This window comes from Rhizobium pantanalense (genome assembly GCF_030182525.1).
GTDB lineage: Bacteria > Pseudomonadota > Alphaproteobacteria > Rhizobiales > Rhizobiaceae > Rhizobium.
This window is the reverse complement of record NZ_JAQJCH010000003.1, coordinates 366,204-380,494: the sequence shown is the minus strand read 5'-3', so window position 1 is coordinate 380,494 and position 14,291 is coordinate 366,204. Positions and strand designations below refer to the sequence as shown.

Annotated in this window: 11 protein-coding genes; 10 read left to right on the top strand and 1 reads right to left on the bottom strand. The window is 64.2% G+C overall.

Annotated features, from left to right (window positions below; genetic code table 11):
• Nucleotides 1-20: 20 nt before the first annotated feature.
• Nucleotides 21-905, bottom strand: a complete 885-nt coding sequence (locus PH558_RS11300; RefSeq protein ID WP_285204287.1) for a helix-turn-helix transcriptional regulator — start codon at nt 903-905, stop codon at nt 21-23.
• Nucleotides 906-1,196: 291 nt separating this feature from the next.
• Here PH558_RS11300 and PH558_RS11295 point away from each other — a divergent pair, with 291 nt between their 5' ends.
• The 10 genes from PH558_RS11295 (at nt 1,197) to PH558_RS11250 (ending at nt 14,062) form a co-directional block, all read left to right on the top strand.
• Nucleotides 1,197-4,538 carry a DEAD/DEAH box helicase gene (locus PH558_RS11295; protein WP_285204286.1) on the top strand — a complete coding sequence of 1,114 codons (3,342 nt, stop codon included), beginning with the start codon at nt 1,197-1,199 and terminating at the stop codon, nt 4,536-4,538.
• A 10-nt stretch (nt 4,539-4,548) separates the two neighbouring features.
• Nucleotides 4,549-5,538, top strand: a complete 990-nt coding sequence (locus PH558_RS11290; protein WP_285204284.1) for an HNH endonuclease — start codon at nt 4,549-4,551, stop codon at nt 5,536-5,538.
• 4 nt (nt 5,539-5,542) lie between these two features.
• On the top strand, nt 5,543-6,424 hold the full coding sequence (locus PH558_RS11285; protein ID WP_285204283.1) for a hypothetical protein: 882 nt from the start codon (nt 5,543-5,545) through the stop codon (nt 6,422-6,424).
• A gap of 177 nt (nt 6,425-6,601) precedes the next feature.
• Nucleotides 6,602-7,798: a DUF932 domain-containing protein gene (locus PH558_RS11280; RefSeq protein ID WP_285204282.1), complete on the top strand. Its 1,197-nt coding sequence runs from the start codon at nt 6,602-6,604 to the stop codon at nt 7,796-7,798.
• Nucleotides 7,799-7,995: 197 nt separating this feature from the next.
• Nucleotides 7,996-10,104: a ParB/RepB/Spo0J family partition protein gene (locus tag PH558_RS11275; protein ID WP_285204281.1), complete on the top strand. Its 2,109-nt coding sequence runs from the start codon at nt 7,996-7,998 to the stop codon at nt 10,102-10,104.
• 62 nt (nt 10,105-10,166) lie between these two features.
• The gene (locus tag PH558_RS11270) at nt 10,167-11,201 is read left to right on the top strand and encodes a DUF7146 domain-containing protein (RefSeq protein ID WP_285204280.1); all 1,035 of its coding nucleotides are present in this window, start codon (nt 10,167-10,169) and stop codon (nt 11,199-11,201) included.
• A 297-nt stretch (nt 11,202-11,498) separates the two neighbouring features.
• Nucleotides 11,499-12,422, top strand: coding sequence for a DUF2493 domain-containing protein (locus PH558_RS11265; protein ID WP_285204278.1), 924 nt, complete (start codon nt 11,499-11,501; stop codon nt 12,420-12,422).
• Nucleotides 12,419-13,090, top strand: coding sequence for a hypothetical protein (locus tag PH558_RS11260; protein WP_285204277.1), 672 nt, complete (start codon nt 12,419-12,421; stop codon nt 13,088-13,090). The genes PH558_RS11265 and PH558_RS11260 overlap by 4 nt, the downstream gene beginning before the upstream one ends.
• Before the next feature lie 220 nt (nt 13,091-13,310).
• A complete protein-coding gene (locus tag PH558_RS11255; protein ID WP_285204449.1) occupies nt 13,311-13,622 on the top strand; it encodes a hypothetical protein in 312 nt (103 codons plus the stop codon).
• Nucleotides 13,619-14,062, top strand: coding sequence for a hypothetical protein (locus tag PH558_RS11250; protein WP_285204276.1), 444 nt, complete (start codon nt 13,619-13,621; stop codon nt 14,060-14,062). Before PH558_RS11255 ends, PH558_RS11250 begins: the two co-directional genes overlap by 4 nt.
• Nucleotides 14,063-14,291 lie beyond the last annotated feature (229 nt).

The following is a 14,291-nucleotide window of genomic DNA, read 5'->3' as shown; positions in this document are numbered from 1 at the left end:
CCCTAAGCCTTGCCTATCCGTCACATCTGAAAATCCGCAGCCTTGAGCGCCTCATCCGTTTCTTTGCGGTTGAGCGCCACAATATGCTGCGTACGCGCATTCAGCTTCGTCGCATCCCCAAGCAGTCCCAGACGCTTGAGAACATAAAAGAGCATAGCGTAGCGCACCGTCAGGACAGCGCGCCCGTTCTTCATTCCGAAATCTTTGGCGACCACATCCTTCTGGCTTGGTGTCAGGTCGGGGTGCGGTCCGATCTCAACGTCAAAGGTCTCGTTCCACTGGCGATCATCGACGCCAGATGCTCCCGGCTCGCCGGGATTACGGACGCCAAGAATGCGAGGCAGCAGGAAATCTTTGAACCTGTCATCGATGTGACAGTAAGCGCGGGCGTGCCATCGGAAGCCGTCATAGCCGAGCGCATGCGGCGTCATGCGCCGCCACACAGGCGCAGCTCGCTCCTTGCTCATCGATTGGTAATGAACTTCTAGCGATCTCTTGTCCCGTATTGCGTCGAGGACGGCGCGCAGCGCTGCAGAGTCGACCCGTCGTCGGGGTGTCAGGGCAATATCCGTCTCCGGCGGGCTGACGATCCACGACTCGCTCGATTCAGTTAGGCCCTCCGCCAAGGAGCGCAGGCGGGACAGGTAGCTGTCCGGGTCAGGCTTCAAGAAGATCGGGGAGAAGTCGGGCGCAGCGACGTACCGCTTCGCGCTCTTGTCATAAACCGCGTTGTGAGGCGCGCGCTCCTGATAGAGTGTCAGGTCCTTCGACGCCTGAGGCACGGAGACATCGAACATGTCGATGATGTCCGAGCGGTTGACGCCGCCCTCCCAGAACAGCCGGAACTCGATGAATTCAAGCCGCCGTTCCACACCCCATTTCAACGCCGTGGCGCTCTCCAACATCACACTCCGTCTCCAAACCGCCGATACGGATAAAAAGTATATGGACATATCGACGCGATCCGTATAACTAATAGTCACATCAGCGCGGATCGTCAATGGTGGCGAGCGCGAGATTCGGGAGGAAAGGCAATGCCCAAGCGCAGTCCCAGTCGCGAAGTGACCAGCAAGAAGGCGGCTAGCGCCGCGTCGAAGGTTTTGCGGGATCCCAAGAGCAGTAAGGCCGCGAAAAGCGCTGCGGCGTCCGCGCTAACCCAGCGCCCGAACAAAAAGTAAGCCAGAAGGGGAACGGCGATGCTCACGCGCACGCGCCCCACCGCTCCGGGCCAGGACGATCTTTTCAGCCCTGAAGTCGAACTGCTCCTGCCGGCGCGCCTTGCGGTCGAAGGCAAGGTGCTGGGAAGCCCGGTCCGGCAGTTGGCGGTTCCGGCCCAGCGCGTGCGTTGTCGCCTACGGCCCTTCGCAATCCGCCGGGTCGCAGGTCATGAAACCGCCCTTCCGTCCGGCGAGACGCTGAAGATCATCAGCGCAAAGACCGCGACACCTCTGGACGCCGATCTCATTCTGCTGGTTGCTGGCGTGACGGAGCCTGAGCGGATCGCCGAGGCGTTGGACCTCGGCGAAGGTCGATGGATGAATGCATCGCCGACCCGCATCGATGCGCTGGACCGCACTGAACGCGTCGACCGGCTGACTGCGGTATCGACGTCTTGGACGGATGCGGTTCATCTGCGCGAGGGACAAGCCGCCACCGCCGGCCATTCAGCGCGGCCAGGGTTGCGGCGTCCGCAGATTGGCGCGCTTCACGCCGCGCTTGCCCATGCGACACGGTCAACCGATCCGGCGACCATCGTCATGCCAACCGGCACCGGCAAAACCGAAACCATGCTCGCGCTCAATGCCCACCGGCGCTTCGAGCGCCTGCTGGTGGTGGTGCCTACCGACGCCCTGCGCGAGCAGATTGCCGGCAAGTTCGAGACCTTCGGCGTGCTGCGGCAACAGCAATGCCTCGACGACAAGGCAGTCTTTCCGCTGGTCATGCGCCTCTCGCATATTCCAACCACCGCTGCAGAGGTCGATGAGATCTTCGACAGCGCGAATGTCGTGGTCACCACGATGCAGATCGCCGGCCGCGCCGAAGCGGCTGTGCAGGAGCGGATGGCGGTACGGGCCTCAGCGCTGTTCATCGACGAAGCGCATCACATCGGCGCCCCGACCTGGGCCGGCTTCCGCGGCCTGTTCACCGACCGTGAACCGCCGCTCCCGATCGTCCAGTTCACCGCCACGCCTTTCCGTGAGGACGGTCGGCGCGTCGATGGCGAGTTCATCTACACCTATCCGCTCAAGAAGGCGCAGGCCGAAGGCTATTTCAAGCCGATCCGCTTCGAGGCGGTGTTCGGCCTCGACCAGGCGGACGCCGATTTCGCGATCGCGGAGAAACTTGGCGAAGTCCTCCAGGGTGACCTGGATGCCGGACTCAATCATCTCGCCATGGCGCGGTGCCAGACCATCGAGCGCGCGAAGGATCTCCACCAGCTCTATAGCGCGCTGTATCCGGAGCTCCGGCCTGTCATCGTTCACAGCCAGCAGCCGGTCCGCGAGCGGCGCGCGAACCTTGCCTCACTGCGCCGCTTCGACAGTCGCATCATTGTCTGCGTCGACATGCTAGGCGAAGGCTTCGATCTCCCGGAACTGAAAATCGCGGCTCTTCACGACCCGCACAAGAGCATCGCCGTCACCATCCAGTTTGTCGGCCGCTTTACCCGCCAGGACCCACGCCTGGGGGACGCAACCGTAATCGCCAACACGGGTGTGGACGACATCGATCGATCCTTGGCCAAGCTCTATGCGGAGGACGCCGACTGGAATGCGCTCGTCGAAGCGCTCAGCACCGCGAAGATCGACCGCCAGGTCCGCCGCGCCGATATGTTCAAGGGTTTTGTCGGCGATCTCAGCGACATTCCCCTGCAGACGCTCGAACCCAAGATGAACGCGGTGGTCTACCGCACGAGCTGCGATGGCTGGGAGCCGCTGCGGGCAGAGGATCTGTATAATCCGGGCGTCTATCTGGGCATGAAGGTCAACCCGCACCAGCGCGTCGCCATCTTCGTCACCCGTTCCGAGGAACAAGCCGGTTGGACGACTGCCCAGCATGCGACGAACGTTATATGGGACCTGCATATGATGCATTGGGATCCCGACCGGCAGCTTCTCTATATCAGCAGTTCGGCTAAGGGCCCCTATGACCGGCTTGCCAAGACGGTGTGTGGCGACACAACGCGTCGTGTCGAAGGCGAGGACGTCTTCCGCAGCTTGCACGGCTTCAATCGCCTGATCCTGCGCAATCTCGGCCTGACCCACCACCAAGGCCGAGGTGTTCGCTACTCCATGTATATGGGCGTTGATGTCGCCGACGGGCTCGACACCGCGAAATCCCAGTCGCGTATCAAGAACAACGTCTTCGCGACCGGCTTCCTCGACGGCGTTCCCGCCTCTCGCGGCTGCTCTGCGAAAGGCAAGTTTTGGTCTATCTCTCTCGTCCGCGACCTGACCGACTGGGTCGAATGGTGCGCGGACATCGGCAAGGCCGTCAATGATCCGGGGATCACCACGGACAGCGTGTTCAAGAGCGCGATGCGGCCTCGCCAGATCAGCGAACGGCCGGCGGCACCACCGGTCGCGATCCACTGGCCGGAATCGCTGCTGACACAAATCGAGGACCGCATCGAGATCAGTTTCGGCGACGAGCCGGTGCCGTTCGCCGAATGCGACATCGAGCTCCTAGATCACGAACGCACCGGGCCGCTGCGGTTTGCGGTGCGCAGCGATACCCACGCCGCCGAGTTCGAGATCGTGTTTGCCGAGGGCGGTGCACGTTATCCGCAGCGAACAGGCCCGAAGGCAACGATCAAGGTCGGCGGCAAGGTGAAGCCTCTGTCGGAATCCTTCGGCGATGACTCCCCGCAGATCGACTTCGGCGACGGCTCGCTGCTGATCTACAGCCACCTTTATGCCTTGCCCGATGGCGTTGTGGCCGCGCCCTATCCGGCCGACCGGATCGAAGCCTGGGATTGGTCGAAGACCAACATCCGGGCTGAGGCGCAAGGGCCGGAAAAGCGCACCGACTCGGTGCAACGGCGTGTCATCGAAACCTTGCTCGCAGGAGTCGACGCCTATGATCTCGTCTTCGACGACGATGGCGCCGGTGAGATTGCAGATGTCGTGACGTTCCGGGTGACCGAAGGTCTCGTGCAGGTGACACTCCACCACTGCAAATATTCCAGCGCGGAGACACCTGGGGCTCGCGTCAAAGATCTGTACGAGGTCTGCGGTCAGGCCCAGAAATCAGCACGTTGGCGCGACCGTCCCAACCGGATGTTCACGCACATGCTGAAGCGCGAGAAGCTTCGCCTCGAAAAGGGCCAAAGCTCCCGTTTCGAGCAGGGGAACGCCGCCTTTCTGAAAAAGCTGAAGGCGAGTTGGCAGGACTATCGCTATGAGTTCGACGTGAGGATTATCCAACCCGGCCTATCGCGCGCCGCCGTCACGGAAGAAGGGCTGCATCTGCTGGCGAGCGTGGAGACCTATCTTCTTGAGACACGCGCCATGAGACTGAAGGTGATCGCGAGTGCCTGAGGATCAACCGATGACCGAGCATACTCTGGACCCGCAGACACTCGCGGCCGCGGATTTCTATGACACCCACTATGCCGGCGCCGAGCCAATTTTCCTCACGCCCGGAGTGAGGCTGTTTCTCGGCAGCGCCGAAAGTCCACGGCATTGCCGCTTCTGCGGCAAGCACGAACCCGAAGTCACCTTCAAGGACGAGGCCCATGCGATGCCGGCGGCATTCGGCAACACCGGCTTGTTCAGCAATTACGAATGCGATGCTTGCAACCACCTCTTCGGCGAGGGGATCGAGAACCATCTCGGCAACTGGTCCAAGCCGATGCGCACGCTGTCCCGCATCAAAGGCCGCAACGGCGTGCCGACGATCAAGAAGCCAGGTCCCGATAAGGGTTGGCGGGTGGAGTACGTCGACACCGGCTTCCAATTGAAGGAATATGAGGACGAGCCATTCTTCGAACTGGACGAGCAAGCCAAACAACTGCGCTTTCAACTTCACCGCGACACGTACATCCCCGTCGCCGCGCTGAAAGGCCTCGTCAAAATCGGTCTAACGCTTATTCCCGACGTCGAAACCCAGCACTTCCGGGAAACCTATGACTGGATCCGCGATACGGACCATTCGCGCAACTTCGTCGCTGAATTCCCGGTGTTCCGAACATTCATCCCAGGGCCGATGCGAAACGACCTTATCGTGCTGATGCTCATGCGGCGACGAGCCACCGTCGACACCGTGCCCTATGCCTTCTTCACCTTCGCCTATGGCAACGAGGTGCTGCAGGTCTTCCTGCCATCGATCTCGCAGGATCAGTGCATCAACGGCAAACCCCTTTCCCTGCCGCCGTTCCCAAACCCCGGCACCCCCGATCCTGTCCGTCACGGCCGCCCCCGCACGAAGGTTGAAGACCTCACCGGGAGGCAGCCCGTCAAGGGCGAGAAGGTACCGGCTGTCTTCGGGTTCGATACGATCACGAACACGACGCCCGGCCAGACCGGGGACGAGGCCTGATCACATGAGCACATGGACGATCGATGACCTTCGCAGGCTCGACATGAAATATGCGGAGGAAGGCGTCCATGTTCACCAGCGCCCCTTCCGAGCGGCGATGGAGCTGCTCGGTTCCGATTTCGTCATGGGCTTCGACGGAAATCCGGACGTGAAGCGCATCATGGATGCCTATGCTGCGATGACGCCCGAGGTCGAGACGAGCTGGCCCGGCGCCGGCATCGGCATTATCGCATCCGTCGACCAAGTTCGAAAGGTCGTCTTCCCCGTGGTGTTCGGCGACAACGCTCTCCAGCCCTGGCAGATTGCCGGATTTGCCAACGGCGAGACGTGGTGGAGCTGGTGCCGGCAGGATCGGACCATCGCCGCTGAGGTGACCCTTGCCGTCGCCGATCTCCACGACTTCACGATGGGATTGAATGAAATCGAGCACGGTAATGCCGATGCGGTGACGCTGTGGCGGATGGCCCGATCGAACCTCGAAGACGCCGCCAATACCTTGCCGACCTCGTTCAGCCATGACTCGGTGATTCAGCCGATTTGCATGGTCGCGGAGTTGTCGATGAAGGCCGCGTTGGTGTGGGATGGCGTCGACCCCAATTCCTTTCGTGGTCCAGCCGGTCACAATCTACCGGCCTTGGCCGCCCGAATGGCGGCCGCCCGACCGCATCGTGACGATGCTCGCGCCCAGACCGTGATCGCGAACCTCCCGCCCTATGTTGCCAGTCGGTACAAGCCCGCTGGCCTCAAGCGCCTTCAGGTGGTCAGGCTCGCCCTCGGCGCGCAATTTATCGCGGCATCGAGCGTGCGTAGGATCGGGACGGCGGATCTCGCTGCGCAGATGGAAGCCGATGAGTGGCCGGGGCTTCGAACGCCGCTCTCGCTGTGAACGCGTGCTGTAGTCCATGAGGGGAACGCCTTCCCCTGCGGCCGAGCCGGGCGTCTCGGCCGACCCCTTCTGCGGGGAGACCCCGCAACGCCCCTGAGAGTGAGAGTGCGGACCGGTTCTCCGTGACGGGTTGAGGGTTGGAGGAGAGGCCTCCGGCGCCCGTCATGGAGACTTACCATGACTCATGTGGAGATTCTGGACGGCGCTCGCGACCGCGCTGGCGGCTACAAGGTGGATGTAAGCCGCGGCGAGCGCAACGGCCGCGTATCGTCGGAATGGTTCTCGCGACCGTCGGACGAGCGTTACCTGTCCCTATCGGACCTGTATGCCGCCGTCCATGGCCGGATCGAGCGGAGCCGTACCCGCACCGTCGAGAGTGCGGCGATCCGGGTCGACGCGAGCCGTGATAACGCCGAACGCCTGTCGCTGATGCTGCCCGGGTCCGACATGCCGATCGCTCCGACCCATTGGAGCTTCGGCCAGCTCGCCGCTCTAGTCAGCGCGCCGGCGTCTTACCTGCGCCAACTTCCAGCGCCGCTCGCCGGCATCAACCTACAATACGGGCTGACCTCCCATCGGGCCGAGCAGGTGAAGACCCTCGAGATCGAAGATGGCCGCGTCGAGCTGCGCGCCGTCACAGGGCCCGACTATGGCCGTATCTTCGACCATGAGCTGGTCGCAGCCGTGCAGCGCATCGCCGGCAACGGCACGGGCGACACGCGCTGGAAAGTCCCAGGGGTGCTCGACTGGTCGACCGGCATCTACAATCCGCGCGTCGACATCACCCAGGACACGACCACGCTCTATGCCTCCGATCGCGACGTCTTCCTCTTCCTGGTCGACGACCTGAACCCGATCGAGGCCGGTCGGTTGCCCGATGGTTCGCCCGACCTCTACTTCCGCGGCTTCTACTGCTGGAATTCCGAGGTGGGCGCAAAGACGCTTGGCATGGCGAGCTTCTATCTCCGCGCCGTTTGCCAGAACCGAAATCTCTGGGGCGTCGAGGATTTCGAGGAGATCACCATCCGCCACTCGAAATATGCTGCCTCGCGTTTTGCACATGAGGCCGCGCCAGCGCTGACCCGCTTCGCCAATTCCTCGCCGCTCCCCTTCGTCAACGGCATCAGAGCGGCGCGGGAAAAGATCGTCGCCCGCTCCGACGAGGACCGCAGCGACTTCCTTCGCAAGCGCGGCTTCTCCAAGGCCGAGACGGCGAAGATCATCGAGACCGTCTTGGCTGAGGAAGGCCGCAAGCCCGAGAGCGTTTTCGACTTCGTGCAGGGCATCACCGCGGTCGCGCGGGATAAAACTCAGCAGGACGCGCGGCTCGACCTGGAGGCGCGAGCCAAGAAGCTGCTCGACCGGGCGGCCTGATTCCCGGAAAGCCGGAGATGCGGAAAGGCGTGTCTCCGGCTTTCAGCCGATGCCGGCAAATTGGCAGTCGAAGGTGCGCTAATTGGAAGTCGTCGGTTCTGGGGCGCTGCCCTCAAGAGTGAGAGGGCGGCGCAGCGCTTCGTGACGAGTTGGTGCTGAGAGAGAGGCTTTCGGCGCTCGTCGCGGAGTACATCCCGATGGCTACCCCTGTTCAGAAGATCACCCTCTCGCCCTCGCGCGACATCCCCTTCAACAAGCTCTTGCTCTCCCAGTCGAACGTCCGGCGCGTGAAGGCCGGCGTCTCGGTGGAGGAGTTAGCCGACGATATCGCCCGCCGAGGCCTCTTGCAGGGCCTCAGCGTGCGCGCTGTCGTCGACCAGGCCGGCGTTGAGACCGGCATGTTCGAGATTCCGGCCGGTGGCCGGCGCTACCGGGCGCTGGAGCTGCTCGTGAAGCAGAAGCGCCTCGCCAAGACCGCGCCGGTGCCGTGCATCGTTCGTGAAAGCGGCATCGCCGAGGAGGACTCGCTCGCCGAGAACGTCCAGCGCGCACCGCTTCATCCGCTTGACCAGTTCCGGGCCTTCCTGGCGCTGCGCGAGAAAGGGCAGTCCGAAGAAGAGATCGCCGCCGCGTTCTTCGTTTCCGTCAACGTGGTGAAGCAGCGCCTGAAGCTTGCGTCGGTCTCGCCAGCCTTGCTCGACGTCTATGCCGAGGACGGCATGACGCTCGACCAACTCATGGCCTTCACCGTCTCCGGTGACCATGAGCGTCAGGAGCAGGTGTTCGAGCGGCTGAAAGCCTCTTACGACAAGCAGCCCTACGTCATCCGCCGCATGCTGACCGAGGGTGCGGTCCGTGCTTCCGACAAGCGGGCGCAGTTCATCGGCCTCGACGCCTATGTGGCGGCGGGCGGCACGGTGCTGCGCGACCTGTTCCAGGGCGATGATGGCGGCTGGCTACAGGATGTTCCGCTGATCGACCAGATGGTTGCCGATAAGCTGAAGGCGGACGCCGAGGCGATCGCCGCCGAAGGCTGGAAGTGGATCGAAGTCGCGCCAGACTTCGCCTATGGACACGCCTTCGGACTGCGCCAGCTTCGCGGCGAGGCCATGCCGCTGTCGGCCGAGGAGGAAGCGAGCCGCGACGCGCTCCAGACCGAGTTCGACCGGCTGTCCGAGGAATACCAGGACGCCGACGAGCTTCCGGATGAAGTGGATGAGCGCCTGTCGGAGCTGGAGACGCTGATCGAGGGTTTCGACAACCGTCCCGCGGTGTTCGACGCCGCCGAGATCGCTCGCGCGGGCGCTTTCGTCAGCATCGGCGCCGACGGCCAGCTTCGCGTCGAGCGGGGCTATGTCCGACCGGAAGACGAATTGCCGGCCGAGCCTGGGTCCGAGCCGGACGCGGACGGTGACGACGAACGGGCTATGGCCGCCAGCTACGAGGGCGACGATGCCGTCGCGACGGCGGAGCCCGACGCCGAGCCGGAGGAGGATGAGGGTCTCTCGCCCATCTCCGACCGCCTGATGACCGAGCTGACCTCGCACCGGACGCTTGGCCTGCGCAACGCACTCGGCGAGCGACCGGACGTCGCCTTCGTCGCAGCCCTACACGTCCTGACGCTGAAGACCTTCTACCACTACGGCTCGGATAGCTGCCTCGAACTCGATCTGAAGAGCGTCAGCTTCGGGACGCAGGCGCCCGGGCTCAACGACAGCGCATCGGCCGCGGCGATCCGGGCTCGGCACGAAGGCTGGTCGAAGGCGCTTCCCAAGGAATCGGCCGACCTGTGGGACGCGCTGCAGGAATGGGACGGCGACAGCCAGGCGGGCCTGTTCGCCCATATCGTCAGCCTTTCGGTCAACGCGGTGTACGAGCCCTGGAACCGGCGGCCCCGTGCGGCCACCCATGCCGACCGGCTGGCGCAGTCGGTCGACCTCGACATGGCGGCGGCCGGGTGGAAGCCGACCGTGGACAACTTCCTCGGCAGGGTGACGAAGGCTCGCATCCTTCAGGCGGTTACCCAGGCGAAGGGGCAGCGCGCCGCCGATCGGATCGAGCATCTGAAGAAGGGCGACATGGCGGCGGAAGCGCAGACGTTGCTCGCCGATACCGGCTGGTTGCCCGAACCGTTGCGCACCGCCGATCGGGGCGCGTCGAATGTTGAGCCCACCGTGAGCAACGAATCTGTTGAGGCGGTCGAACAATCGACGGCAATCGGCGGCGAAACGGCCATGGTCGAAGACGAGCCGCTCGCGGAAGATGAGATCGCCGACGCCGCTCCCCACGCGGTCGCGGCCGAATAACGTCAACGACTTGCGACACTGGCCCGCCGGAGACGGCGGGCCTTTTCGCATGGGAAACGACCATGACCCAAAATCCGCATGATCTTGCACGTCGCCTCGCCGATCGTGCCGAGACGGTGTGCCGGCACTACCTCTCCAGCGGACGCCGCGAGGGCGGCTACTGGCTGGTTGGCGATGTGCGTAACACGCCCGGCCGCTCGATGTACGTCCGGCTGAAGGACACGCCCAAAGGCCCAGCCGGCAAATGGACCGACGCGGCGACCGGCGAGCATGGCGATCTCCTCGACGTCATCCGCGAAAGCTGCGGCCTGCTCGATTTCAAGGACGTCACGGACGAGGCGCGGACCTTCCTCAGCATGCCACCGCCGGAGCCGGAATCTCGCAAGCAACCGCGGCAAAGCCCGGCGCCGCATGGGTCGCCCGAGGCCGCCCTTCGGCTGGTCCGCATGTCGCAGCCGATCTACGGCACGCTCGTACAGGCGTATTTACGCGAACGCGGCATTACGGATTTACGCGGAACCGGAAGCCTGCATTTCCACCCGCGCTGCTACTATCGGCCCGACGAGCATTCGCCGACCGAGACCTGGCCGGCGATGGTCGCGGCCGTCACCGCCCTCGACGGCAAGATCACCGGGGCGCATCGCACCTGGCTCGATCCCCGCCGACGCGACAAGGCGCCGATCGACACGCCGAGGCGAGCGATGGGTGATCTTCTTGGTAACGCGGTCCGCTTCGGCATCGGCGGCGAGGTGATGGCGGCCGGCGAAGGCATCGAGACCGTCCTGTCGCTCCGGCAGGCTGTTCCCTACATGCCGATGCTGGCGGCGCTCTCAGCCGCGCATCTCGCCGCCATCCTGTTCCCCGACACGCTGCGGCGGCTCTACATCGTCCGCGACAACGATCCGGCCGGTGACGGGGCGCGCGATACCCTGATTGAACGAGCGAACGCGACCGGGATCGAAGCGATCGTCATCTCGCCCGAGTTGGACGACTTCAACGAGGACCTGCGCACCCTCGGCCTGGATGCACTGCGCATGGAAGCCCGGTTGCAGATTGCACCGCAGGACGTCGCCCGCTTTATGGCGTTGGCGGCATAGCCGGCAGGAGAACGGGCCTGCGGTTCGCCGCCGTGCCCGGAGGATGCGTCAATCCGTCGGAGGGGGACTGCGCCTCGGCCTTCGAGAGGGCGATCGGCCCACAAGCCGGCCAGCCGGGCAATGGCGGCGGCCGACTATTTTCCGGCGCGGCCTGACGGCCGCTTTCCATCGCGAGGCAAAATAGCCGGCCTTAGCCATCGAGCCCTGCGCTTGCGCTCCGGGTGCCCGGCCGTCCGGCCCGTGGGCTTTGTCGCCATGAAGGCCGCGACGGTCGCGGTCCCACCGACGGAGCATCCCATGCGCGATCACGACGACTTCGAACCGCACCACGAATCCTCACCCACCGACCACGTCCTCAACGAACTCCAGCTCCACGGCTACCGACCCTTCACCGACGAGCCCGACCAGCGGCTACTGCCCGACGGCAACCAGGTCGCGGGCGCTGTCGCCGACATCTTCGACGCCCTGATCGGCACCCTGGAGGACACGCGCCTCGAACCCGACCTCGACGATCTCCTATGGTCGACCACCAACGTCTTCCACCGAGCCACCGACCGGATCGGCCGGGAACTGGACGATAACGAGCAGGCCCAGAAGCGGGCGCAGCGCGAACAGGACGGCAGCGAGGTGAAATCCGTCGAACTGGAGCGCTTGATCGCCGAGGGCATGACGCTGATCGAACGCCAGAACGCCTTCGAGCTAATGCGCGACCAAGCCGCGGAACACTACGAGCGCCACGTCGGCAAGACTTGGCTTCCGCGCAACGGATCGAAGGTCAACCATCGCAATCTCACCTCGGCGATGATCGACAGCCGCGACTTCCTGATGGCGAAGAAGCGCGCAGACCAGGAGGTGCTCCTGCCGCCGGGCCCGAAGATCGTCGTCACCGGCGGGCTCGACTTCGATGACCACCGGCTGATCTGGGCCAAGCTCGATCAGGTCCACGAGAAGCATCCCGACATGGTGCTGATCCACGGCAAATCGCCGAAGGGCGCCGAGAAGATCGCCTCGCTCTGGGCAAAGAATCGCAACATCCCGCAGATCGGCTTCGCGCCCGACTGGACGAAGCACGGCCGGGCAGCACCCTTCAAGCGCAACGACGGCATCCTGGAGATCGTGCCGAAGGGCGTGATGCACTTCCCGGGCAACGGCATCCACGACAACCTCGCCGACAAGGCCAAGAAGCTCGGCATCCCAGTCTGGAAGTTCGGCGGCGCGTGAGCGCCGAACGACTTCAAACGACTGACCGCGATTTGGTATTGTCGGCAGAAACACTAAGTTTTTGCCGACAGGAGGCGCATCTGGATCTTGACCACATTCAACTCGCCGCGCGTGACGCGCCGCTGATCATGGCATGGCCATCGCCCGGGCTCCCCGGCGGAATGATCCAGTTCAACGAGCCCGACGAATGGCGACGGTCTATCGTCGGCCTCGGCATCGACGCGCGCATACCCGACATCGTCCAGCTCAAATTCCGGCGCGCGCAAACGCTCTATCTTCTCGGCTGGATTGATCTCGACGTGCTGAAGGCCGGCGAGCTCGCCGCGCTGATCGCCTTGGAGCTGACGGTGATGGACCGATATGGCGACCAGATTCCGAAGAAGAAGCGCTCCTTCGCCACGCTGTTGAAGCATATGGTCGATGTCGACGGCCTCGACGACGCGCACATCCCGATGATCGTCCGTACCGGCGGCACCGCGATAGGCTTCGTCACCGGCGCGTCGGAGCCGAGCCTGAGCCAGCGTGGCAACGGCATGGCCCATGGCGACCCGTTCGACGGCCTGTCGGTCGGCGGGCTGCTCGAGCTGGTCCGCGACCTCATCAACTACGCCTACAGGCACTTCATCGCCAACGCTCCACCTGGACTCCGTTCGGCTCGCCTTGGCTGATCGGACACGCGAACGGCTCTCGTCGCCGAGCACCACCCCCGCTTTTCTGCGCTGATCCTTGGTCAGACTGATCGCTTGACGCCATCAACCCGTAAAGGGTCGGCTATGCGAGCATGCCGCCGCTGTGGCTTCGCCTGCGCGGTGATTGCAGCGCTCAGTCCGACACATCGGGCGCCTGTCAGCGGGGGATGGTCCTCCGCTCGAACCAGGAGCCGGATCGATGTCTCTCAACGACGCCCACGCCTTCGCCTTCAGTCTCGCCACCACGCTGATGGCTGCGATCATTATCTTCCAGGCCGGCGACGGCACGCTGTCGGTCATGCCCGCCAGCGAATATGACGGCGACAGCGCCGCCATCTCCATGAGATCGATCCTTTCGCCCCTTGACCGGGGCGACACGGTCACAGGCGCGGAAATCGCCGACGATTTCCGCTCCCGGCGCGCGCGCTCTTGCCCTATACTTCAGACGCGCTGTGGTGGAGGTGGAAGGCGCGACCGTCAGACCTTGTCCTTACGGAGGCCGCCACCATGATCATCCTCGCGATACTTTCATCCCTCGCAGCAATCGGCCTGCTTTGCTGGCTGCTATTCACACTGGCCGTGTTCGCACTGCCGGCGTTTCTCGGCGTGACCGCGGGCGCCTGGGCGCACGGCACCGGCACCGGCATCCCCGGCGCCATCCTGGTTGGCGCCGTCGCGGCGGCGATCACGCTCGCCGCCGGGCATCTGCTCATCACCTGCGTTCGCCCTATGTGGCTGAAGCTTATCGTGGCGGCTGCCTTCGTCGCGCCGGCGGCGATCGCTGGCTTCCATGCGACGCATGGCATCGTGAAGCACCTCATGCCGTCCGCCGCGTGGCAGATCATATTCTCCGTCATCGGCGCGACCGCGGTCGGCATCACTGCCTTCGTGCGGGTCGCTGGAATGGCGGCTGCACCGACCCCGTCTGTCCGGGATCTTGCGCGGACCTGATCTTCGTCATCGCCGTCAGGTGGATCAGGGTAGCGCTGGGCGCGTCGCCCTGCTCGTCTCATGTCGGAGCGATGGGCGTGCGGGGCGCGGATCGACGTTCGACCTGGAGAACCGCTCCTTGCTTGAGCGCTTCCGTGTCAGGACCATATCTCGGCGGCACATCGAAACAGCGGGCACGGCGATCTTCCGGAAGGCGGTAGAGGGCCAGGATGCAGCAGCGTAGGCCCTA

Excerpts from the sequence above, each read along its gene's own strand:
- PH558_RS11300 (WP_285204287.1), bottom strand. The coding sequence starts at position 905 with ATGTTGGAGAGCGCCACGGCGTTGAAATGGGGTGTGGAACGGCGGCTT.
- PH558_RS11295 (WP_285204286.1), top strand. The coding sequence starts at position 1,197 with ATGCTCACGCGCACGCGCCCCACCGCTCCGGGCCAGGACGATCTTTTC.
- PH558_RS11290 (WP_285204284.1), top strand. The coding sequence starts at position 4,549 with ATGACCGAGCATACTCTGGACCCGCAGACACTCGCGGCCGCGGATTTC.
- PH558_RS11285 (WP_285204283.1), top strand. The coding sequence starts at position 5,543 with ATGAGCACATGGACGATCGATGACCTTCGCAGGCTCGACATGAAATAT.
- PH558_RS11280 (WP_285204282.1), top strand. The coding sequence starts at position 6,602 with ATGACTCATGTGGAGATTCTGGACGGCGCTCGCGACCGCGCTGGCGGC.
- PH558_RS11275 (WP_285204281.1), top strand. The coding sequence starts at position 7,996 with ATGGCTACCCCTGTTCAGAAGATCACCCTCTCGCCCTCGCGCGACATC.
- PH558_RS11270 (WP_285204280.1), top strand. The coding sequence starts at position 10,167 with ATGACCCAAAATCCGCATGATCTTGCACGTCGCCTCGCCGATCGTGCC.
- PH558_RS11265 (WP_285204278.1), top strand. The coding sequence starts at position 11,499 with ATGCGCGATCACGACGACTTCGAACCGCACCACGAATCCTCACCCACC.
- PH558_RS11255 (WP_285204449.1), top strand. The coding sequence starts at position 13,311 with ATGTCTCTCAACGACGCCCACGCCTTCGCCTTCAGTCTCGCCACCACG.
- PH558_RS11250 (WP_285204276.1), top strand. The coding sequence starts at position 13,619 with ATGATCATCCTCGCGATACTTTCATCCCTCGCAGCAATCGGCCTGCTT.